Origin of the sequence: Dokdonia sp. Asnod1-B02 (assembly GCF_045063955.1) — a bacterium.
Lineage (GTDB): Bacteria > Bacteroidota > Bacteroidia > Flavobacteriales > Flavobacteriaceae > Dokdonia.
In genome coordinates, this window is sequence record NZ_JBEFNW010000002.1 from 1,603,323 (window position 1) to 1,627,006 (window position 23,684).

Below are 23,684 nucleotides of genomic sequence, written 5' to 3' on the forward strand. Positions count from 1 at the left end.
GCACGGCTCTCGATAGCTATCGGGATTGCTGATTTGCTTTAGTATGGGGTCTTGTTTGTTTGATTTCAATATACAATGAATTTTGGAGTTATGTAGGGCACATAGCGCCTTCAAAGTCGCTTTTTAGAAGTACGCTTTCGCGAAAGCGTAATGAGTCTAGGAAATAGGAGAACTAGTACTCCTAATCGAGGCAAATATGTTCTTAAATCAAGCTTTTGCCATTATAAAAATAGGAAAATCCTACGATGAAAAAGTTAGCTTAAAAGCTTGTGCCGAGCATAGCCGAAGTAGGCTTGTTTTTCAACTCAGTTTTTTGTTGTGGCACGTTATTTTTATTCCGTTTTGTTTTGGTCAATATTTTTTAATTCAGTTAGTAGTTTTCTATTTATTGGTCCGCGCTGTGCTATAAAAGTTTTAGTTTGGCCAGTTTTTTTTACTAACACGATTATTGGGTCACCAACATTTAAAATCAAATCCGAGTTTTTTTCAATTCCAAAAAGTATTGTATCAGATTCGTTGCCATAAGCGTAATGATATGTTCTTATAAATTTTTCAGAGTATGAAAATCCGTGGATTATTTCAGTTATTATTCCCTGCGCTTGAGTGAAGTCCGATTCATTAAAGTCCGTTTTTGAATCAGTATTTCCTTTTCCACAAGAACATAAAATCATGAATGTTAATATCAAAATTTTATTCATTTACGGTTTGTTTTTGATGTATCATAACAGGCCACTGCATAAAGCGAGTGCGGCTCCCGATTGCTATCGGGATTGCTGGTTTGCTTTAGTTTGCGGTCTTGTTTGTTTGATCTAAATATACAATGAATTTTGGAGTTGTGCTCCGCGCGTAGAGCTTTCAAGATTGCCTCCGACGAGCGCAGCGAGAGGAAGGCTTGTTTTTCAACTCAGTTTTTTGTTGTGTACAGTAATTTTTCAAGTCATCCAGATTTCATATTCGACTATGATTGTCCAGATTCCGCAAACTTTTTTTAGAAAATACTTCTTTCCATAGGCGCTCCCAGTAAACTTCAAATAGGATACAGAAACAACACAATTTTCGTAATTATTATCAAATATAGGTTCACTTATTGAAATAACTTTTTGTCTTTTTTTTGTCTTTTTGAATAGTTGTTCAGCGTCATTTTTAGTCAAACATTTTTTACGTTTAATGAAATCCTCGCCGTAATTCAATTCGTTTAACAATTCTGCATTCCAAATCCCAATGCTACTTTTTGATTCATTTAGTTCAATTTCGTTTAAGACATTTTTGGGCACATTCAGTCCAGTTTCTACTTTAAAATCTTTTACGTCGAAAGAAGTTTTGGGTTTTTCACATTGGATATATATTCCTCGTCCACCTTTTCCAATTTCGTAATCAATGATTTTTTTAAACACATCAGATTCCGAGTTATTTTGTGAATAGCTCAAGGTCGAAATTAATAACAATATTATATATAAAGTTCGTTTCACCATATTGTATACAAAAGCCCACTGCATAAAGCGAGTACAACTCCCTTTAGCTACAGGGATTGTTGATTTGCTTTAATTTATGGTCTTGTTTGTTTGATCTAAATATACAATGAATTTTGGAGTTGTGCGCCTCGCATAGCGCTTTCAAAGTTGCCTCTCTCATCATCGACGAAGGAGTTAACGACTGAGAGAATGATGCTGGATGAGATTTATAATAAGGCACAACATTCGCTTTATACTGTAGTTCTTGCATCCGACGAGTGAGGTACGAGCGAGAGGAATGCATAGGCGTAAAAACGTTTCGCGCTTTCTATGCTTTAGATGTATACCCTAGACATTTTTGATCCCTGTCTCCGACGAGCATAGCGAGAGGAAGGTATCAAAGAACCTTTTAGTTATGCCATAACCAATATTCAACAGAAAGACACCAAAAACTTTAAAATCCTTGCGGATTTACTCTAACTCAATCTATACGCAACCCCTTCGATATTTCAACGACTTTTGAGGTGTTCTGATTTTGAAGTGGAGCCATACGACGGCGGGAATTTCCAAGTATGCTGGTGCCTTGGATGTGGCTTATCTTGAGATGAAAAACATGTCCTTTGGCAATCAGCCGTCCACGTTGTTGTATATGGTTTGTTGCGTGTTTAAGCACCTAATTTAGCAAATAAAAACCGAATAGAAAATCCGCGAGGATTTTCGTAAGTAGGCTAGAACTAGCAATAAATTATATACGGTGTTAGGTGTAGTTTTTATTCTATATTTATTTCTGGTTTTAATTCAAAAGGACCTTGCTTTAAAGATATTATATCATCTAGCATAAGTACAGTTCTAATTAAACATCTCCTCGTTTCGTCTCTAAAAACCTCAGAATGAACACCTTTATTAGCCAAGTTATTTAATTTAGACCATTGAGAAAATAAAACTTCTGTTGATGCGACAACCAAATCAACATTTGTAGAACTGGCTCTATTTATTTTAGCATATTCAAATATCCTATTTCTATATTTATTAGCTTTTAATGAATTTCCAGTTTCACTAGGTTCATCTTGTGGTGGAAAAATACAATCAGTAACATATTCGAATATTCTTCTGCATGATGTTACAACTTGCGCATATTGTTCATTAGTTTCAGCACTATCAAATGTATTTAAAGCTGACCATAATTTATTACCTAAATCAGGCGCGCTATCTATTAATTCAGAAACAACATTGTCAGCAATATATGCTAATGAAGAACCGAATCCTTTTTTCCATTCAGCTATTCTTCTTGCATGTTCATAGTTGTTGAATATATCAAAAATTGTATATTTTAATTTCAAATCTTCAAATTCTACAGAATCAAAACCCAAAGCAAGAAATTCTTTTTGCATTTCAGTATCTAAATCATCACTAGTCATACTGTCATGAAACATATGTAATTTTCTGTTTATTATTCTAGTATATGGAATTAAGGATTGACCATATAACATCCAATGAGTTTTATTACTATCATTAATTTCCATTGCTCCAATGAATGGGGCGTAATCTTTTAAGTTATCAAATAGATATTCTGCGTTTTTAAGGTCAATACTTTCAAAACAAACTACAAATATATTTTGTGATAAAGACTCTTCTAACTTGGTTTCATTAAATTTTTTCCAATTATTTTCTTCTGAAAATAGCCAACTATTTATTAAGTCTATGTATTTTTCTTCGCTGACCTGATAACTCGTTCTAGTATTATTTTCAACAGTTTCTTCTGAAACTTCTTCTCGACTATATAGAAGAAACAATAGGTCTCCAACAAACATTTTTGAAGAGATATTTAAGTTTCTATGATTTAATAAGATTTTAAATATTTCATAATATATTGGATAGCTGTAAAACCCAGGAAACATTTCGTGGTCAGCATTAAAATGTAAGGCAATTTTCATTTTTTGAAATGTGTTTTGTTAAATTACACCTAACAGGCCACTGCATAAAGCGAGTGCGGTATTTTGCTGGGTAGCCTGTATTTATTTGTTTATTAATTGATTGTCTAAATATACAGTTATTTGTGGACCTGTCGCCGCGCGTAGAGCTTTCAAATCCCGATGAACTTCGGGACGTTTTATGCTGTAGTTCTTGCATCCGACGAGTGAGGTACGAGTGAGGGGAATGCATAGGTGCAACAACGTTTGAGATTTCTATAATTATGATGTGTACTTTAGACATTTTAGAGCCCTGCCTCCGACGAGCATAGCGAGAGGAAGGCATCAAAGAACCGTTTAATCATCCCATAACCGATAATCAGTAAAAAGACACCAAGAGCTTTAAAATCCTTGCGGATTTACTCTAACTCAATCTATACGCAACCCCTTCGATATTTCAACGACTTTTGAGGTGTTCTGATTTTGAAGTGGAGCCATACAATGGCGGGAATTTGCAAGTATGCAACTGACATGGATATGGCTTATCTTGAGATGAAAAACATGTCCTTTGGCAATCAGCCGTCCACGTTGTTGTGTATGATTAGTGGCGTGTTTAAGCACCTAATTTAGCAAATAAAAAACGAATAGAAAATCCGCGAGGATTTTCGTAAGTAGGCGATAACCAAGCCATTAATTATACACGGTGTTATCTCTCGTTTTTATTCCGATTTTAAATTCCTCAATAACTCTTTTTCTATATCTACGGTTGATTCATTTGGCAGATAAAATATTTGTCTTCCAGCTGACCAAGCCTCCACATTTAAAATTCCATAATCAGTATTGAAAAGAAATGGTCCATTTGCATCATCATAAGATTCAATTAATTCGTATAGGTCAAATTGAAATTTCGATAGATTTTTATTAAAATACTTTTCGGCTTCAATTATATGATATTTTTCTCCATAAATATATAACGAACTGTCAATTTTCACATATTGAATAGAACCATAAGTGTCTGTGGAATCTAATGAGCTAGAGAGGGCGAAAAAAATTGTAGAGTCACGTTCAATTTTTTTCAAAGTCAGGTTGATTTTCCTTTTCAAAACATAATTTTCCCAATTCAGCGTATCAAGTCCGTAAGAGTATAAAATTCGTTTTTGAGTTAATTCCGTATAATTTTGTTTTTGCTTTTCAAAATATTCATTTTCAGTTTTTGTTCTCATTATAGAAATTCCGAAAAAGGTTAGTCCAACAAAGACTACAACTCCGACTGAAATCAAGATTAATAATATGTTGAGTTTTTTTTTCAAATGAGAGATAACAGACCACTACATAAAGCGAGTGCGGCTACCGATAGCTATCGGGATTGCTGGTTAGCCTATATTTTTTGTTTATTAATTGATTGTTTAAATATACACTTATTTGTGAATCTGTCGCCGCGCATAGAGCTTTCAAATCCCGATGTACTTCGGGACGCTTTATGCTGTAGTTCTTGCATCCGACGAGTGAGGGACGAGCGAGAGGAATGCACAGGCACAACTACGTTTCGTGCTTTCTATGATTTAGATGTGTACTTTAGACATTTTTGAGCCCTGCCTCCGACGAGCATAGTGAGAGGAAGGCATCAAAGAACCGCTTAGCCACCTCATAACCGAGAATCAATAGAAAGACAACAAGAGCTTTAAAATCCTAGCGGATTTACTCTAACTTGATCTATACCCAACTCTTCGATATTTCAACGACTTTAGATGTATTCTGATTTTGAAGTGGAGCCATACGACGGCGGGAATTTGCAAGTATGCTACTGCCTTGGATGTGGCTTATCTTGAGATGAAAAACATGTCCTTTGGCAATCAGCCGCCACGGTTTAGCTATGAACAGTACGGGAGGAAACTAGCGTTTGCTTTCCGCCACGCACATAGCGCAATCTTTTGGTTTTGTTTTTTCTTTTTCTGGTCAAAGCGAAATCCCAAAGATTTCGCGACATCATAAATATACACAAACCTTTCTTTTAAGCCCGAAACCCGTATTGTTTATAGGTTTTGTTGTAACACGTTTTTCTATGCTACTTTAAGTGCTCTGTCTAGAACATTTAGATTTCCAATATATTCAGTCCTATGTTCCCAATTAGTAGCTAGTTCAGCCCAAATTTTTTGTCGGTCAATTGCCAGCTGGATTAACGGTTTGTTCTTTTCGTCAATTTTACCTTCATCTACTAATTGACCAAATCCAGTAGCAATAACAGAAATATCTACAGTATAAATGTATTGTGAGTCGTCAAAATTATCGTCATCCAATTGAGATTGGATTAAGGCTCTATCAAGTATTTTTTCATTGTAATCTGATATTCCTTTTTCCGAAACACCTTCGATAGTCCATTTGAGACATTCGTAAGTTTTTTTGCGCGGGTTTTCTTTTTTCCAATCTCTAAACTCAGATAAAGCCATATCTCCTTCGTCAGAACCAAACGGTCCTAATTCATCAATGCACGACCAAAAAAATTCTTCCGGAATTAATTCGAGTGCTCTGGCGTGAGCATTGTCTTCATCAATTCCATATGGTTCGTCTTCGATTTGTCCATCACTAGTGTCCTTTTTATTTTGAGTGTTTTCACTATTATTTTTCTTTTTTCCGAAGAGGTTTTCAAAGAATCCCATACTTTTTCTTAAATGTGATACAACAGGCCACTGCATAAAGCGAGTGCGGCATTTTGCTGGGTAGCCTGTATTTATTTGTTTATTAATTGATTGTCTAAATATACAGTTATTTGTGGTTCCTTCGCCGCGCGTAGAGCTTTCAAAAATGTCTCATTCGCTTTATGCTGTAGTTGTGGCTGGTTGCAACAACGTTTCGAGCTTTCTATACTTTAGATGTATACCTAAGACATTTTTGAGCAGTGGCCTGTGGACGGCTGATTGGTAGGGTGGGAGCTTTAAAATCCTAGCGGATTTACTCTAACTAGTTCTATACCCAACCCTTCGATATTTCAACGACTTTTGAGGTATTCTGATTTTGAAGTGGAGCCATACGATGGCGGGAATTTGCAAGTATGCTACTGCCTTGGATGTGGCTTATCTTGAGATGAAAAACATGTCCTTTGGCAATCAGCCGTCCACGTTGTTGTGTATGGTTAGTTGCGTGGTTAAGCAACTAATTTAGTAAACTTTTACGAACCCGTGAATATTCCGCAGGAATATTCGCAAGTAGGCTAGAACCAAGCAATTAATTATACACGGTGTTACCAATAGTTTTTAATTCAGTTGTAATTCAAACGTCTTAAAAACTCTTTGGTCTATTAATATATCAAACCGTTCAATGTTTTCAGACGTAATTTTCGCTTCTATTATAATTTTATTATTTAAGTCAATTCGTTTATTTATCTCAATGCTCGGAATCATTAGATTTATCTTATTTTTTTCTTCGTCAGATAGCGCAAGAAATTTCTCATTCGTATAATCTGGGATTTTCAGATTGTTTTTAGTGGCATAAGTCTCAATTGGATATCCAAGAAGCATAATCGGAAGTGATTGTTCCTTTGAGGTCAGAACTATTGTGAAAGTTCGTTTTTTATCCACCAATATTGTGTCAGTCAGCGGTTCTTTCAGTTCAACAAATTCCGATAAGTTTTTCGGAAGTTCTTTTCGGTCATCGTCTCCGTTCGCAAAAATTACAGTTTGCGAATTTGCCTGAAAACTAATGGCAAATAGTAAAATCAATATGGTAGTAATGTTCTTTCTCAAATTATTGGTAACAGGCCACTGCATAAAGCGAGTGCGGCATTTTGCTGGGTAGCCTGTATTTATTTGTTTATTAATTGATTGTCTAAATATACAGTTATTTGTGGTTCCTTCGCCGCGCGTAGAGCTTTCAAACCCCGATGTACTTCGGGACGCTTTATGCTGTAGTTCTTGCATCCGACGAGTGAGGTATGAGCGAGAGGAATGCACAGGCGCAACCACGTTTCGAGCTTTCTATACTTTAGATGTATACCTAAGACATTTTTGAGCCCTGCCTCCGACGAGCATAGCGAGAGGAAGGCATCAAAGAACTACTTAGTCATCTCATCACGGATTATCAATAGAAAGATACCAAGAGCTTTAAAATCCTAGCGGATTTACTCTAACTTGATCTATACCCAACTCTTCGATATTGCAACGACTTTTAAGGTGTTCTGATTTTGAAGTGGAGCCATACGATGGCGGGAATTTGTAAGTATGCAACTGCCTTGGATGTGGCTTATCTTGAGATGAAAAACATGTCCTTTGGCAATCAGCCGTCCACGTGATTGTGTATTGTTAGTTGCGTGGTTAAGCAACTAAGTTAGTAAACTTTTACGAACCCGTGAATATTCCGCAGGAATATTCGCAAGTAGGGAATAACCTAGCAATTAATTATACACGGTGTTAGCGGTTCGTGTTTTTCATTTCCACTCTTTTTCTTATTTCACTTGTTAAAAAATATTGTTCCGGTGAATTGTCTTGAGAAGGCAAACAAATTATCTCCTTTTTTAATAATCCCTTAAAATCCTTTTCAAGATTATTTTTGTCTAAATACTTGTTATATTTTTTCGGTTGTCCTTGAGCAAATCCATGTAACCTCCATAAATCAAATCCATCGTGTCTTTGTTCAGGAACATAAGCAAAATCGAAATTAACTTTTTTATTTCTGAAATGTAGAGCAAGTCCGCAACCATGAAATGCATAAAATTCAATTCCTAAATCTTTTAATTTTCCAGTTTGTTCATATAAACCACTATGCCAACCTTTCAACAAATCTGAAACACCATATTTGGTTTTTATAATTTGAACTCCTTTATTAACTGTGCTTGTAAAATCATTTATTAATTCTAAAATATTCCCACTCTCAAATTCATTAATCAATTCTGTGGTTAAAGAGAAAATGTTATTTCCAATTTCTTCTCCTGCTATTTTTGTCAAATCGTACCATTCGGAATCTTTTTGAAATGAGTTATAAATGTCACTCAATTCTTCAAAGTCATTGTTTTTTAGATTTGTTATGGATAATCTTATTTCATCTTTAAACTCTTTAGGTGAATGATAATGATGCAAATATTCTCCAGAAAAATTTCCCGCAATTATTTTCGCTTTTTCCAGCAGATAAATCAAACGTTCTATTTTTAAGTTTTTATTCATTTTCCTGTTTAATTTCGAGTCAGTTTTTGCATGACCGCTAACAGGCCACTGCATAAAGCGAGTGCGGCATTTTGCTGATTTGCTTTAATTTATGGTCTGGTTTGTTTGGACTAAATATACAATGAATTTTAGAGTTGTGCGCCGCGCGTAGAGCTTTCAAATCCCGATGAACTTCGGGACGCTTTATGCTGTAGTTCTTGCATCCGACGAGTGAGGAACGAGCGAGAGGAATGCACAGGTGCAACAATGTTTCGAGCTTTCTATAATTATGATGTACAAATAAAGACATTTTTGAGCCCTGCCTCCGACGAGTATAGCGAGAGGAAGGCATCAAAGAACCGCTTAGACAGTCCATCACCGATAATCAATAGAAATACACAAAGAGCTTTAAAATCCTAGCGGATTAACTCTAACTTGATCTATACCCAACTCTTCGATATTTCAACGACTTTTGAGGTATTCTGATTTTGAAGTGGAGCCATACGATGGCGGGAATTTGCAAGTATGCTACTGCCTTGGATGTGGCTTATCTTGAGATGAAAAACATGTCCTTTGGCAATCAGCCGTCCACGTCTCGTATAAGAGCAGTGGCGGATTTAAGACCACAGCCTTTTCCACCAAGACCTGCTTTTGTTACTAGTATTATCGTTTGTTTTATCACTTTCTCCGCCATTGCTTTTATACATTGTTGGCGGTAGTTTTTCATCATTCGACTTCTCTTTGAATTCAAATGATTTCTTCAATTTTTCTATCTCTTCAAGGTTTTCTTTATGATATGGAATTTGTAAAAAGTCCCAGTTTTGTTTTGATAAAAATGGTTGAAGAAATTCCTCAATAATTGACTTTAAATAATTTGAATTGTCTTGAAATGATTCTACTCCAATTCTTAAGTCGATATCCAAAACATAATTAAAATCTTTGTTGTTTTGGAAAAGAAAGGTTTTACTTTGAAATTTATTTGGGGTTATTCTAAGATGAGCAGATAGCTTTGAATTTATCTTTAGTTCTCCGTAATACCATTTCTCAAAATTATACCACCCATAACCATCATCTGTCTTTTGTTCAAGTTCTAGGTCAAACGTCTTATTAATTATTCCTGCAATTTGCTCTATTGGCTCATCAGATTTTAGTCCAATAAAAAATGAAGTTGATTCATAACCGTAATAGACTAATTTGTTAATTAAGTCATCATAGGATTTAACTCTTAGTTTTTCTTCATATCCATTATCAGCACATTCTAATTCAAAATGTACAATCTGAGGAATTTCATATGCTGATTCAACATTATAACCATAATCAAAACATAACATTGTATGACCATCCATATGTGAGAGAATAGGAAGTCTTTCTAAATTAATGAATTCGGATTCTGTCGAACTTTCAAGTTCTTCTTTGTCCATATATTCTAGCAATACATCTTTTAAAGTTTTATAACCTCCGTGATTGATAATTTGGTCAATTGTTGAACCATTAAATAAAAGTTCATTGACATCACCATTATGGATTAGAGCACTTTTCCATAAATATCCACCATTTTGGATTTTCATATGTTCCCTGTAAAGACTTGGAAATTTAAATCCAATTTCAGTTTCTTTTTGAACGATTTGTTCTTCCGTTCTTCCAATACTTTTATCAGTAAATCCTTTTGCAGGTTGTTTCCAAATATCTTCTGTCATATGATTTTTCTGTAATTACCGCCAACAGGCCACTGCATAAAGCGAGTGCGGCATTTTTGTTGGTTTGCTTTAATTTGCGGTCTTGTTTGTTTGATCTAAATATACAATGAATTTTGGAGTTGTGCGCCGCGCATAGAGCTTTCAAAATTGTCGTATTCGCGTTATGTAATAGTTGTGGCTGGTTGCAACCACGTCTCGAGCTTTCTATAATTTAGATGCAAGCCCTAGGCATTTTTGAGTAGTGGCCTGTGGCGGCTGATTGGTAGGGTGGGAGCTTTAAAATCCTAGCTGATTTACTCTCACTTGATCTATACTCAACTCTTCGATATTTCAACGACTTTTAAGGTATTCTGATTTTGAAGTGGAGCCATACGATGGCGGGAATTTGCAAGTATGCTACTGCCTTGGATGTGGCTTATCTTGAGATGAAAAACATGTCCTTTGGCAATCAGCCGTCCACGGTTACGTATAAGAATAGTGCGTAGTTTGTATGCGAGGATTTTCCGAAGGAAAATCAGACGTTACAAACACGCAACGACCTTTGATTAAGCACTAAACCGCAATTATTTTTATACGGTGTTGTGCGTTCGTTTTTATTCCACAATGTTTATTTTCATTCCGTTAATTATTGTTCCGTTCTGCAATTCCGACACAGTTTTTAATTCCGATGTAGGATTCCATTCTCTTAAAAGTAATTCGTTTTTCTCGTTCCACCCAATTATTTTAAATCCTTGAGTAATTAATCCTTTTCCAAGGTCATTTTCCTTTTTGTCATTTTTAATAATTGACCAAAATATTCTTGAATATCCTAGTCCGCCTTTGTCAAATTGATATTCGTAATATTTGTATTTTTTATTCGGTGAAATTGAGTCCGAAAGTATAATCAAATTTGGCTCGTTTAGAGAGTGTTCCGAATTAAAAGCTTCCACAACATCGTTCAAATCCGAGTTGATTTTAATTCCAATTCCGATTATTCCAATCAGGATAATTCCAACAATTATTAAAATCCATTTTTTCATTAAAATTCAATAGTTTTCATTTTCAGCACGATTTTTCTCAAATGACGCACAACAGGCCACTGCATAAAGCGAGTGCGGCATTTTGCTGATTTGCTTTAATCTATGGTCTTGTTTGTTTGATCTAAATATACAATGAATTTTGGAGTTGTGCGCCGCGCATAGAGCTTTCAAAAATGTCGTATTCGCGTTATGTAATAGTTGTGGCTGGTTGCAACCACGTCTCGAGCTTTCTATAATTTAGATGCAAGCCCTAGGCATTTTTGAGTAGTGGCCTGTGGCGGCTGATTGGTAGGGTGGGAGCTTTAAAATCCTAGCGGATTTACTCTAACTTGATCTATACCCAACTCTTCGATATTTCAACGACTTTAGATGTATTCTGATTTTGAAGTGGAGCCATACGACGGCGGGAATTTACAAGTATGCTACTGCCTTGGATGTGGCTTATCTTGAGATGAAAAACATGTCCTTTGGCAATCAGCCGCCACGGTTTAGTATATGGTTTGTTGCGTGATTAAGTCACTAAGTTAGCAAATAAAAACCGAATAGAATATTCCGCAGGAATATTCGTAAGCAGGCTAGAAACTAGCAATAAAATATATACATTGTTGGCAAATCGTTTTATTTCCAAATTTCCCACCATTTTTTATTTCCACTATTCGTTCGTTCTTTGGTCAAGTCAATATTAACAGAAATTTTCTCTTCAACTTCCCATATTTTAGTTTTGTCAATATCAACTGATAAATCATCAAGAAATTTTTCCGCTTCAATTTTTTTTCGAGTTTCGTCAGTCAGCCCTTTTTGAGGAACGCTTATTATCCGTTTATCCTCTAGTTCAATTCTTTTAATCCAAGAAACGATTTCGTTTTCAGTCTTTTTATTATAAGAACTGGTTGTGGATTCGTCAATCTCCAAATTTTCGTTTAACATAAAATAGTCGACAATATGTATAGAAAAGAATAGATTTTGTGATTTATCAAAGTAAAACATTTCGGATTGCTTATTCTGAGGTAATGACAGAGAAACTCCAATCCAATTTATTATTCTATTTCTTTTATTCATTCTCTATTCGATGTTCTGATAAATGTTTGCCAACGTCTAGGCTATGATTAGTGTGGGGCGGTGATTTACAATTCCCATGGCGCCACAGCTCGTAGCCAAATCTTTTTGTTTTGTTTTTTCTTTTCCTTGTCCAAAGCAAAATCCCAAAGATTTTGCGACCTCATAAATATACATAGACCTTGGCGTAAAAACCTAAACCCCACATTAATTATAGGCATTGTTGTGCGTAGTATTTTATTATCTCAATATATCATCTAACCGTTTATCAAAAAGATATTCTTCATTAATAAGCCTAATTATTGTCAGCTTTGATTTAAGACGGATATTTTCCTTTCTCAATTCACGTATTATTTTAAAATCCCCCAAAAACGTTTTTCTAGTTAGTTCACTATTTTTCTCATCAGCGGCATTCTCAGTTAGTGCTCTAAAAAATATAGAATCTCCTCGTATTGAAAATCGTGATTTTAAAATATCAGATTGGAATCCTGGAAAAGTAACCGTTGAATCTCCAATATTAAATTTAATCTTTTCGGAACCTTCGTATCCAATTGGGGATACACTAATTGTAATTTGCTCGCTTTCTGTTTGCGGGTATACTTTTTCTCCAGAATGAGCCATTTCTATAATAACCCAGTTACCACTCAATTCCAATTGATTTTCACAAGAAAAGAAAACAAGTGATAAAATAATAAAATATAGTTTTTTCATATTACGCACAACAGGCCACTGCATAAAGCGAGTGCGGCATTTTTGTTGGTTTGCTTTAATTTGCGGTCTTGTTTGTTTGATCTAAATATACAATGAATTTTGGAGTTGTGCGCCGCGCATAGAGCTTTCAAACTTGCCTCCGACGAGCGCAGCGAGAGGAAGGCATCAAAGAACGGCCTAGTCACCCGATAACCCATAATCAATAAGAAGACACCAAGAGCTTTAAAATCCTAGCGGATTTACTCTAACTTGATCTATACCCAACTCTTCGATATTTCAACGACTTTAGATGTATTCTGATTTTGAAGTGGAGCCATACGACGGCGGGAATTTGCAAGTATGCTACTGCCTTGGATGTGGCTTATCTTGAGATGAAAAACATGTCCTTTGGCAATCAGCCGCCACGTGATTGTATATGGTTTGTTGCGTGTTTTAAGCACCTAATTTAGCAAATAAAAACCGAATAGAATATTCCGCAGGAATGTTCGTAAGTAGGCTAGAACTAGCAATAAATTATATACGGTGTTACCACACGTTTTTTATTTTTTCAATTCGTTCGGGATATTTTCCGTTTTCTAAAAATTCGTTAAATTCTTCTCCAGTAAATTTTACATTCCCAGAATTAATTGTTGTGTTTTTCCAATTTGAAACTATTAATTGAATGGAATTAAACAACTCTTTATTTTCATCTCCATTTTCAACTCCTATTCGTAATTCTCCATTTTCTAAACCGATAAATTTGAAAAACAAACCTTTTTGAGTTTCACTTATTTTATTTAGAGTTTGGATAAAATATCCGCTATAATCTGGATATGGAACTTTTTCGGATTGAATAAGTTCGCTCGCAAAATATCTAAAACCTGTTTTAAAACCATATTCTTCAAGTTTTTCAATCCAATAATTGGCTGTTGGAACTTCTTTTTCGGTTGTTGTGATATAAATCTCACGGTTACTAATCCAAGGTTTTGTATAGGTTTGAGTGATTTTAGGTTCGCTAATTTCTATGGATTCACAATTCAATTCAAACACACTTTCTGTATCGAATTTTAAACCAATTCCTTTTTCCGTTAAGTCAATTCCGTTAATACAAGATTCTTTTGTTGGTGAGAATTGTTCTTTTTTATAAGTCCAATTCTTAAGTCCGATTGGTTTTAAACTAAACTCCTTTAATTCTTGTTTTTCTCCTGCGACATATGTTCCAACTGTTTGATATCCGACTACAATTTCAAGTCCGCTTTTTGAATCATTAATTTCAGATATAAATCCGTCTTCGAACCAATAATTTTGGTCGAGCCATTTCTCTAATTTAGTTCTGTTTTCGATGTTCATTCAAATGTGTGGTAACAGGCCACTGCATAAAGCGAGTGCGGCATTTTGCTGATTTGCTTTAATTTGCGGTCTTGTTTGTTTGATCTAAATATACAATGAATTTTGGAGTTGTGCGCCGCGCATAGAGCTTTCAAAAATGTCGTATTCGCGTTATGTAATAGTTGTGGCTGGTTGCAACCACGTCTCGAGCTTTCTATAATTTAGATGCAAGCCCTAGGCATTTTTGAGTCCTGCCTCCGACGAGCATAGCGAGAGGAAGGCATCAAAGAACCGCTTAGTCATGCCATAACCGATAATCAATAGAAAGACACCAAGAGCTTTAAAATCCTAGCGGATTTACTCTAACTTGATCTATACCCAACTCTTCGATATTTCAACGACTTTAGATGTATTCTGATTTTGAAGCGGAGCCATACGACGGCGGGAATTTGCAAGTATACAACTGCCTTGGATGTGGCTTATCTTGAGATGAAAAACATGTCCTTTGGCAATCAGCCGTCCACGTGATTGTTTATCTTTATTTAAGTGCCTAGGCAACTAATTTAGTAAACCAAAATGAACGCGATAAAATTTCGCAGGGATTTCTAAAATAGGCGAGAACTAGCAATTACTTAGAACCATTGTTGTGCACAGTATTTTTATAAATAATATATTTCATCACAAAATTGCTTTCCTTTTTCTATAGTATCTTTAATACTGTTCTCAATATCTACAAATGAAGACATTAATTCTTTTGATTTGTCATATTTTGGTAGAGCATAAACGTCTAAAAAGTCATTTATTTTTGGAATAAGATTTTCGATTGATTTTAGAAATGGTTTTCTAGTTTCACAATTCTCAAAAATGCTACTTTCAATATATAATCTTAACTTTAATTGTTGCTCACTTACATTATTATTTAGAACGCTAATTTTTTCCATAACCTGATTTTGAGTTATAAAATCATTCTGTTTTTCAATATCAATTTTATTTAGACTTTGTGTGAAAAAAGTCAGGAATGCAGCCTCTTTCGAAATTGAGTCAATTAATTCGAAAGTTAGATTTTCTGTTCGTTCAACCCAAGATTTATTTTCCGAAGCTCTTTGAATTGATTTAGTTAGTTTAATGAAGATTATTAAATTAATTAATGTCAATATTGGATTTAAAATCCCACCTAAATATGACACAAAGGTATTCCAGTCCTCTGGTTGTGATATAGAAAAAGAAAATGAACTAAATTTTAACACAAATGCTAGTGCTGAAAATGTGAGAATTAGACCAAAAATATAATAAATCAGTCTTGTGTTTTCAACATTAATTTTTTGTTTTTTTTCTTTTCATAATTTATTTCATTCAGTTGTTTTACTCATATTGCGTACAATGGTTTTGCATATGATTAGTGGCGTGTTTAAGCACCTAATTTCATAAGTAGGTTCGGACTATTAATGAATTATACACATTATTAACTATAGTTTATTTAAAACTTCTATCATTATTAGAATACTTCCTAAAATAAATGTTCCAATTGTTAATACGTAAAGTGTAACACTTATGCCTAATGAAATTCTGAAAATTTTGCCTGATCTATAATCTGCTTTTTCATCTCTCAATTTATTATCTATATAGCTTTGTGAATAACCAAAGTATTCCGAAAATTCTTTTTTAAATATTTTAAATTGTGACTCAACATCATTCGAATCGGCGATTGATTTATAGTATTTTTTATATAATTCTATTCCTTTTTTTATATTCTCATCAGACCTTTCATTTAATTTTGGTGTTGGTCGTTCAATTCCAAAATCTTCTTTCAAATATCGTATTATGTCAAGAATCCCATCAGATTCCTTAATTTCTCTGGGAAAAGGAATATCAAATTCCGTGGTCATACCAGCTATTTTGCTACTAAAAACCATTAGAATATTTGATAATCTAAGTTGAGTCAAGAATGATACTACTCTAAACAAAAGTCCTAAGATGACTATAATTATGGAAAATAAACATATTTCAAAAAGTATATTTTCTAAAATTTCATTCTCGTTACCTCTAATAATTGTTAACATAAAAACACCTATTGCAAATCCTACAATCCAAATAATGATTTTGTCTGCTCGTTCAAAGTTATCAAACATTCTGTCCGAGTGCTTGTTGAAAACTTTGTCAGTTGAAGTAAAAAGATGTTTTAATAATTCGTTATTCATTCAATAATATTTACAGCCCAATAATTAAAGCGAGTGCCGTTCCCGATAGCTATCGGGATTGCAGATTTGCTTTAGTTTGCGGTCTTATTTGTGTGGACTAAATATACAATGAATTTTACAGCTGTGCTTTTGTCGAGAAGGTCATAACTGCACTTATTTATAAATGGAGTATGACCATTTGTATAAGGAGTTATAAAGGCATTTAACGACAGTCTAGGAGATTATAAGAAGAGGGAAGGAGGGAAATGTCTAGTTCGGCTATTATAAGGTTATAACCTCACATTTTCGCGAAAGCGTACCACACCACACCAAGAACTTATATAAAACAAAAAAGGCCTTCTAATAAAAGAAGACCTTTTTGAGCCGATGGAGGGACTCGAACCCACGACCTGCTGATTACAAATCAGCTGCTCTAGCCAGCTGAGCTACATCGGCATTGCGGGTGCAAATATAATAGCATTTATTATATATGCAACCCTTTTTTTAAAAAAAATTATAGCTTATTAATACGGTCTATAAGTGCCTGCCCTTCCTTCTCAAGATCTACACGTACTGCCACTAGATTTTTACCTCTATTCTCTACTTTACGGTCGTTTACTTTTGTAATTAAAGTGTCAAAAGTTGCGATAGCATCATCTATAATCGCTTCACTTTCCTTTCTGTCTGCCTTAGGATTAAGTGCTTCCCAAACATATACTGCGTCAATGATGTCACCTAGTACAAAATTGATATCCTTTTTTAAATCTCTAATATTTGCCATTGTTCTAATTTTGACTGCAAAAGTAGTTTAATTTATAATCATGAACCTTACATTTTTATGTAAAATCACATCATGCTTATAATAGTAGTACGATCTTAAAGGTGCTTACTGTTTCTTGCGCTCCTCTATAAGCTTCTTGAGCTGCTTCCCGTATTTAGAATTTCTAGTTTTTCTAGGGAATGTCTTATATAAAGTATCTAGATACGGAGTGGTAGCATCTGGTATTTGTGTCATTACAAGGTAAGGAGCAATCTCAAGATCCTTGTTTGTTGTTGCAAAGTTACCCGTGTATAGATACTTTCTTTTAAGTAGTTTTTGTAATGAGTCGTCATAAGCAAGAATCTCTTCTTGATCATCTCGCTGTCTAGCGTTAAAAGAACCTTTTATAAGATCAAGATTCTTATCATTAAACTGCTTGTTCATATTCTTAAACTGTGTCCAGTGCATCTGGTTTTCAGACCCTGTTACGGCTGCAAATCCTTCAAAGTTTTTAAGGGAGGTAGTGATATTAATAATTCCAGCCTCTGCAAAGAAAGGAATACGGTCATCATAACCAGACTCATCTGCTTTATCAAGGTGTAAGTAGTAAACCTCTGGTTCTTTTATGTCAAGTATAAACTCAAATTCTGGCTCACCGTCTATTACAAGAGAGTCTAGATTTACAAGCATGGTATCTTGCACGCGCTGTACATATAAAGTTCCTTTTTTAAGACCTTTTACCGTTCCAGTGACTGTAAGATTTCCTGTTTTTGAACAAGAGACCATCAAGATGCCTAATAAGAGAATGTATACTATTTTATTCATAATTGGTTTTAATTATAGACGGCAAATATGCTACTATTTTACATATAATACTAGCCCGCAGCTGCCATTTCCATTAAAATTGTACAGAGTATTGCGCCATATGTTCCCACCACATAGCCAAAAACTGCTAGCAACACACCCACACTAGCTAGCGACGGGTGAAACTCTGCCGCGACAATAGGAGCAGAGGCTGCCCCGCCCACGTTTGCCTGGCTTCCCACAGCAAGAAAGAAAAAGGGTGCTCTTATAAGTTTTGCCACCAGTATGAGGAGTCCCGCATGTATACCCATCCACACAAAACCTATGGCAATAAGCCTTGGGTTTTCAAAAATAGTGGTGAGATCCATTTTCATCCCTATACTCGCAACAAGTATGTAAATAAACACACTGCCTATTTTACTTGCTCCAGCACCTTCGTAATTTTTGGCTTTTGTAAAGGAGAGTAAAATCCCTATCGCAGTTGCAATCGTGACCATCCAGAAAAAAGTAGAGCCAAAGGAGGCAAGCGCAGAATCCTTTGGGATATCAGAAAATAAAGCGCTCATACCACCGGATCCCCAGTGTGCAATACCCACCGCGCCAAAGGCAAGACCCAGCATAACCATAAGATCAGAAAGCGTCGGGTTTCTCTTTACCCCTTCGGTAAAGGTTGATACCTTTTCTTTTAATTTTTCTATAGCTGTGTTATCTGCCTTAAGCCATTTATCTATGCGGTTGCTTTTACCTATACCTAGTAAAATTATGGCCATCCACACATTTGCCACCACAATATCTACCAGTACCATACCACCGTATTTTTCTGGATTGTATTTATATATCTCAAGCATCGCAGCTTGATTTGCACCACCGCCTATCCAGCTTCCTGCTAGTGTAGAGAGGCCACGCCATATTGCATCTGGTCCAGCACCACCTACTGTTTCTGGTGATACGGAAGAGATGAGAAGTATCGCTAGCGGGCCACCTATCACAATCCCTATCGTTCCTGTAAAAAACATGATAAGCGCCTTAGGGCCTAGGTTTACAATTGCCTTAAGGTCTATACTAAGCGTCATAAGCACCAGCGATGCGGGTAGCAAGTAGCGACTCGCCACATAATACAGTTGGCTACTCTCTGCATCTATCAGCCCCAGGCTATTAAAAATCGCAGGAATGAGATAGCATAGCAGTAGGGCAGGTACAATGCCATAAAATTTCCCCCAGAAGCCTGTCTTCTTACTCGAGGTATAAAATATAAATGCAAGTGCAAGCGCAATGAGGCCAAAAACGATGGCGTCATTTGTAAAATAAGGTGTGTTTTCCATAATAATGTGGGTAATTACGCTTTCGCGAAAATGGGATCACTTTCACTGCAAGAAGCATAAAAAATAAACTAAGGCTTACCGCCAAATGAATCCGAAAATACCAAAATCCCTATAAATATAACCAGTAAGTAAGTTTTAAATTAATACTCCGGAAGCGAGGAGCAAAGGTGGTATCTGTAAAATAGTTGTCATTATACACCAAAAATAAGTCTGAAAGTGGGGCAAATCGCCATTGCAAGCGTGAGTTAATCCCAAAGTTATCTTGCAAGGTGCTGTACTGCACAAGCGTATTCCAGAACAGGTTTTTACTAAAGGTTACATCTACACGCGGGCTTACAAGCCAGATGCGATTATCTGCATAAGGAGCTGGGAGGTCTATGTTGTCATAGCGGGCGTTTATCCCTAGCACAAGTTTAGGTTGCAAGCGCAAGGTAGCTTCTGCTCGCAAAGTGAGTATCTCCCCGTTAAAAAACTCGCCATAGGTAGTATTTGCCGTGTAGTAAAACTTCTTGCGCTGGTCAGATTTGTACTCCACTTCCAGATTGGTATAACGGTACTCGCTTCCTTCTGGTAGTTCTAGTCCGTCTGATCGCGATGGGTCAAAGCTGTCAAAGAGTTTTGTGTAGCGCGTTCTAGGTTTTGCACTCAGGCTGCTCGTATTTTTAAACTGGGCTTCCCACTGTGGTGAGAGTGTGCGGTCGCCAAGGGTAAAAGCGACTTCTGGCCGCCATACAAAGAAGGAGTTTAAAGAAAATATATGCCTATTGATTGTTCCGCCTTTCGGGAAAAAGAGCCTTTCCACCTTACTGAAGTTCCTAAAGATATCCTTACGAGGTATAAAACCAAGCTCTGAGTTGAAGTCTTCATTTATAAATAGCGTAGCGCTCGTCGCCCGCCAGTTATTTTTATTGTACTCCATGCGCGCTCCGCCAGAGTAGTCTTTACTATCAACCCCAGGAGTAAAGGATTTATGGAGGTAAAATTTACCGTTCCAGCTATTGTCTTTATTGGCTAGGTTATAATCTAGGCCTATAAGTCTGTTGTATTCTTCATCAGGTTGTACAAAGGCAGCATCACTGGTGTTCTGCTTGTTTACAAAAATGGCACTTATATTTGACCTGCTAAAAACGCTGTGTTGTAAGGCTACAACGGTGTTATTTGTTGCTGCAATCTCAATAGGTTCATCATTTTCCGTTTGCATATTGAGAATACCTACGCGTAGCTTGTTTGTGAGCTTACCGCTCAAGCGGGCACCTGCTACAATGTTGTTCTGTACCGTGTTCCCATCAAGATCTTCGGCTATACCTATACGCCTCGAGAAAAAAGGATTTGCCGCCCCAGGATCACCAAAATCTGCAAAGAGGTCGCTGTTTTCTATAAAAAACTGCCTGCGCTCTGGCAGTCCTACTTCAAAACGTGAGAGGTTTGTAATAGCATTATCTACCTCTACTTGGGAGAAGTCTGGATTGATAGTGACATCAAGATTAAGGCTGTTGCCTATTGTAAAGCGCGCATCACCGCCCACCTTGATCTCGGTAAAGTTGTCGTCTAGTTCTCTGTCTTGTCCAGCAATGGCATTTACATAAGGAATTATAGAGATGGGACTTTTTGAGCTACCTAGCGGTTTCTCAAAAACCATATCGCCCATGTAAGCGAGATTAAAAATATTCTGATTCTGAGGAATTTGTATCCACGTGTTTCGCGAGTTATCTTGGGTGTCAAATTGGTAGCTATTAAAACGCCATCGGGTTTCGCCTTCTCTATATTTAAAGGCGCTCATGGGGATTGCCCACTCACATACGTAATAGCCGTCATGTACCGTGGTTTCTCCCACCCACTTAGTATCCCAGCTAGTGGTAAAACCTCTCAAATCTTTTCCGCCGCCAGAGACTAGCGCTTCCCTGCGCACGCCAGCAGGATTGGAACCAAAAAGAAACGCGTTATTACCATCATTAAAGGTGTCAAACATTAAGGTGATATTATCACTTCCGCCTGCTCTAAAGTCACGGCGCAACGATGGGACTATATAATCGTCGCCCTGCGCATAGACTTTGATGCCTACATACAAGGTTTTGTCATTATATAAAAAACGTATCTCAGATTGATAAGGTGCCTGTATGGTATCTGTAGGGAAGTATTGCCAGAAGTTTGTTGCTGGGACTGCTTTGTTCCAGGCAGTTTCATCAAGTACACCATCTATCGTAATAGGTGTTTCTATAAAGGATACACCTACTTCTTTGGTTTGAGCGTAGTGCGCTGTACTTACTCCCGCAAGGAGTACACAGAGTAGCAATTTATACATCAGGAATGGTTAGTTCCCCGAATGTATCAAAAAAATGTCTTGTATGCGATAAAACTTACGAACCTTTTAGCCACTTCTCACGTAAAACTCGCTGTAAGTCATCGTTATACGTTTGTAATTCTACCAGTGTTGCCTGCGGAATTTGTGGTGTAATTACCGTTCCAGTAAGTGCCACTTCTTTACCATCTCTTTGTACAGTCATAGTAATTGCATCACCAGATTTCCAGCTATTTGAGACTGTTATTAAATCGTATACGTTAGAAAGATCATAAGCAGTTCCATTTACTGCGGTAATCACATCGTTTCCTTGTACGCCCAGCGCAGTGAGAAATGTATTGAGGTTTCCTGGAAGTACATAAATGGTGTTTTCTTCTTTGTTGCCATTAATATAAGGACGTTCTTTTCCTAATAAGAAGCCTGTATCTACTAGCGTAGTGCTATAATCAAGTCCTACTAAGTCAAAAAAGTCTTTGTACTGTATAGGTTGGGTACCTATCACGTGATTTGTAAAGAATTCGCCCACTTCAGGGTAGGTGATTTGGGTGATTTGCGGGATCAGATTACTGTCTTCAAAAGGTCTGTTAGGCCCATATTGATACGTAAGTTCCTTCATAAGGTCGAGAACACCACGCTCGCCATTGCTATTTTTACGCATAAGTATATCAAGACACATCCCGATAAGAGCTCCTTTTTCATATACGTTACCATAATTTGATGCATATGGCTCTTCAAGAATATTTGCACTCATCTTAGTAAATGACATAACATCATCATACCCTTTTGCATTACTTATTTTTTGAACGAGCGTGTTGTAAAAATCTTCTGGAGTAACGAGTCCTTGCTGCACTTGAAAGTGCTGAGCAAAGTACTCCGTAATCCCTTCATACATCCATAAGTGCATGCTCATCTCAGGATCATTATACTTAAATTTATGAATCTGCGTAGCATGTAAATTAAGCGGAGTCACGATATGAAAAAACTCATGCGATACTACATTTACCATGGCATCATCAAGGTTTTCTTGAGGCATAGACTCTGGAAGTACGACCACCGTAGAGGTGTGATGTTCTAGCGCTCCTAGATCTTGTGCATCATCTGCTTCGCCTGTAGTAAGGTATAGTAAGATGGTATAACGGTCTGTAGCATTAAAATCACCTAAATAGTTCTTTTGTGCTTTGATCATACGCTCTATATTAGGCTTAAGGCTTGACGCCTTTACCGTTCCAGAAGGACTGTATACACTAAGCTCGATAGTAATGTCATCTATAGTAAATACCTCTTTGTTAGGTACATTATACATGATAGGATTATCTACAATGTCAAAATATCTATCGCCTTTGTAGGTATCTGTAATTCCTGTATTTCCAAAATCTTGCGCTACATACAGTGAGTCTGCAAAGCGTGGAAGGCTAGTAGTAGCTTCCATAGTTTCTGGTCTATTGATATCTACATAATAAGGCATTTCCTCCTGATCTTTAAAGTACCCAAGAATTCCATGTAAATTGAGCATAAACTGCTCGTTTTCTTTAAAATTGGTCCCCGCAGGAGAAAAAATAGTGTGTTCTGCCTCTACATCATAAGTGTCATTCACATAGTAATCGATGTAATCAAGATTACGTGCATTTTTAATGTCCCACGTATTATCTGAGGTTTTGGTGACCTTAAGCTTCTTTCCAAAAGTTCCATAGGCAGCAACACTGTCTATAAACTTTCCATAATCATCATCAGAGTAAGTACCGGGCACCGTTTCAGGAATGTAAAAAGTTGCTACGTCCTTATATATAGGCGCAGGTTGTACACGTACTTTAATACGATCATTGCTCAAGCTTACAAGATCTATGGCACTACGGGTTAGTTTGTTTTTTTGAGTAGCTAGGTTAGAGCTAGCAAGGGGCTTATTGAGAACATCACAGCTTACTATAAGTATAGAGCAAGCAATAATATAATAGATCTTTTTCATCTTGAAGATTGTAGACATGAGTGACTGTTAGAAGTCAAATGTAGTAATTCTATCTTATCTAGAAATTTTGATAGG

General features: G+C 36.3%; 20 protein-coding genes and 1 tRNA gene. 1 reads left to right on the forward strand and 20 read right to left on the reverse strand.

Going from position 1 to position 23,684, the window contains the following annotated elements; translation table 11 throughout:
- Positions 1 to 332: 332 nt before the first annotated feature.
- From ACJJVU_RS07385 to ACJJVU_RS07420, 8 genes are all read right to left on the reverse strand, one after another.
- Positions 333 to 698 (reverse strand): hypothetical protein, encoded by a 366-nt coding sequence (locus ACJJVU_RS07385; RefSeq protein WP_405223797.1) that lies wholly within the window; start codon positions 696 to 698, stop codon positions 333 to 335.
- 234 nt (positions 699 to 932) lie between these two features.
- Positions 933 to 1,394: a hypothetical protein gene (locus ACJJVU_RS07390; protein WP_405223799.1), complete on the reverse strand. Its 462-nt coding sequence runs from the start codon at positions 1,392 to 1,394 to the stop codon at positions 933 to 935.
- Between the two features lie 827 nt (positions 1,395 to 2,221).
- The gene (locus tag ACJJVU_RS07395; protein ID WP_405223801.1) at positions 2,222 to 3,385 is read right to left on the reverse strand and encodes a hypothetical protein; all 1,164 of its coding nucleotides are present in this window, start codon (positions 3,383 to 3,385) and stop codon (positions 2,222 to 2,224) included.
- A gap of 695 nt (positions 3,386 to 4,080) precedes the next feature.
- Complete coding sequence (locus ACJJVU_RS07400) at positions 4,081 to 4,671, reverse strand: hypothetical protein (protein ID WP_405223803.1); 591 nt, start codon at positions 4,669 to 4,671, stop codon at positions 4,081 to 4,083.
- A gap of 750 nt (positions 4,672 to 5,421) precedes the next feature.
- Positions 5,422 to 6,054, reverse strand: coding sequence for a hypothetical protein (locus ACJJVU_RS07405; protein ID WP_405223805.1), 633 nt, complete (start codon positions 6,052 to 6,054; stop codon positions 5,422 to 5,424).
- Positions 6,055 to 6,612: 558 nt separating this feature from the next.
- Positions 6,613 to 7,275: a hypothetical protein gene (locus tag ACJJVU_RS07410; protein ID WP_405223807.1), complete on the reverse strand. Its 663-nt coding sequence runs from the start codon at positions 7,273 to 7,275 to the stop codon at positions 6,613 to 6,615.
- Positions 7,276 to 7,764: 489 nt separating this feature from the next.
- Positions 7,765 to 8,568, reverse strand: coding sequence for a DUF6896 domain-containing protein (locus ACJJVU_RS07415; RefSeq protein ID WP_405223809.1), 804 nt, complete (start codon positions 8,566 to 8,568; stop codon positions 7,765 to 7,767).
- Positions 8,569 to 9,110: 542 nt separating this feature from the next.
- Positions 9,111 to 10,190, reverse strand: coding sequence for an SMI1/KNR4 family protein (locus ACJJVU_RS07420; protein ID WP_405223811.1), 1,080 nt, complete (start codon positions 10,188 to 10,190; stop codon positions 9,111 to 9,113).
- Positions 10,191 to 10,546: 356 nt separating this feature from the next.
- Here ACJJVU_RS07420 and ACJJVU_RS07425 point away from each other — a divergent pair, with 356 nt between their 5' ends.
- Positions 10,547 to 10,675, forward strand: coding sequence for a hypothetical protein (locus ACJJVU_RS07425; RefSeq protein ID WP_405223813.1), 129 nt, complete (start codon positions 10,547 to 10,549; stop codon positions 10,673 to 10,675).
- A gap of 108 nt (positions 10,676 to 10,783) precedes the next feature.
- Here the strand turns inward: ACJJVU_RS07425 and ACJJVU_RS07430 are convergent, their stop codons facing one another.
- The 12 genes from ACJJVU_RS07430 to ACJJVU_RS07485 form a co-directional block, all read right to left on the reverse strand.
- Positions 10,784 to 11,209, reverse strand: a complete 426-nt coding sequence (locus tag ACJJVU_RS07430) for a hypothetical protein (RefSeq protein WP_405223815.1) — start codon at positions 11,207 to 11,209, stop codon at positions 10,784 to 10,786.
- A 618-nt stretch (positions 11,210 to 11,827) separates the two neighbouring features.
- Complete coding sequence (locus ACJJVU_RS07435) at positions 11,828 to 12,268, reverse strand: hypothetical protein (protein ID WP_405223817.1); 441 nt, start codon at positions 12,266 to 12,268, stop codon at positions 11,828 to 11,830.
- 237 nt (positions 12,269 to 12,505) lie between these two features.
- Complete coding sequence (locus ACJJVU_RS07440; protein WP_405223819.1) at positions 12,506 to 13,000, reverse strand: hypothetical protein; 495 nt, start codon at positions 12,998 to 13,000, stop codon at positions 12,506 to 12,508.
- Positions 13,001 to 13,501: 501 nt separating this feature from the next.
- Complete coding sequence (locus ACJJVU_RS07445) at positions 13,502 to 14,305, reverse strand: hypothetical protein (RefSeq protein ID WP_405223821.1); 804 nt, start codon at positions 14,303 to 14,305, stop codon at positions 13,502 to 13,504.
- 638 nt (positions 14,306 to 14,943) lie between these two features.
- Positions 14,944 to 15,531: a hypothetical protein gene (locus ACJJVU_RS07450; protein ID WP_405223822.1), complete on the reverse strand. Its 588-nt coding sequence runs from the start codon at positions 15,529 to 15,531 to the stop codon at positions 14,944 to 14,946.
- A gap of 219 nt (positions 15,532 to 15,750) precedes the next feature.
- Positions 15,751 to 16,482, reverse strand: coding sequence for a hypothetical protein (locus ACJJVU_RS07455; protein WP_298327254.1), 732 nt, complete (start codon positions 16,480 to 16,482; stop codon positions 15,751 to 15,753).
- A 361-nt stretch (positions 16,483 to 16,843) separates the two neighbouring features.
- Positions 16,844 to 16,917, reverse strand: a tRNA-Thr gene (locus tag ACJJVU_RS07460).
- A 58-nt stretch (positions 16,918 to 16,975) separates the two neighbouring features.
- Positions 16,976 to 17,242, reverse strand: a complete 267-nt coding sequence (locus ACJJVU_RS07465; protein WP_013751747.1) for a hypothetical protein — start codon at positions 17,240 to 17,242, stop codon at positions 16,976 to 16,978.
- Between the two features lie 105 nt (positions 17,243 to 17,347).
- Positions 17,348 to 18,046: a DUF4369 domain-containing protein gene (locus ACJJVU_RS07470; protein WP_405223823.1), complete on the reverse strand. Its 699-nt coding sequence runs from the start codon at positions 18,044 to 18,046 to the stop codon at positions 17,348 to 17,350.
- Between the two features lie 50 nt (positions 18,047 to 18,096).
- Positions 18,097 to 19,347, reverse strand: coding sequence for a DUF819 domain-containing protein (locus ACJJVU_RS07475; protein WP_405223825.1), 1,251 nt, complete (start codon positions 19,345 to 19,347; stop codon positions 18,097 to 18,099).
- Between the two features lie 109 nt (positions 19,348 to 19,456).
- Positions 19,457 to 21,649: a DUF5916 domain-containing protein gene (locus ACJJVU_RS07480; RefSeq protein ID WP_405223827.1), complete on the reverse strand. Its 2,193-nt coding sequence runs from the start codon at positions 21,647 to 21,649 to the stop codon at positions 19,457 to 19,459.
- Positions 21,650 to 21,704: 55 nt separating this feature from the next.
- Positions 21,705 to 23,609 (reverse strand): peptidase M61, encoded by a 1,905-nt coding sequence (locus tag ACJJVU_RS07485; RefSeq protein WP_405223829.1) that lies wholly within the window; start codon positions 23,607 to 23,609, stop codon positions 21,705 to 21,707.
- Positions 23,610 to 23,684: the final 75 nt, after the last annotated feature.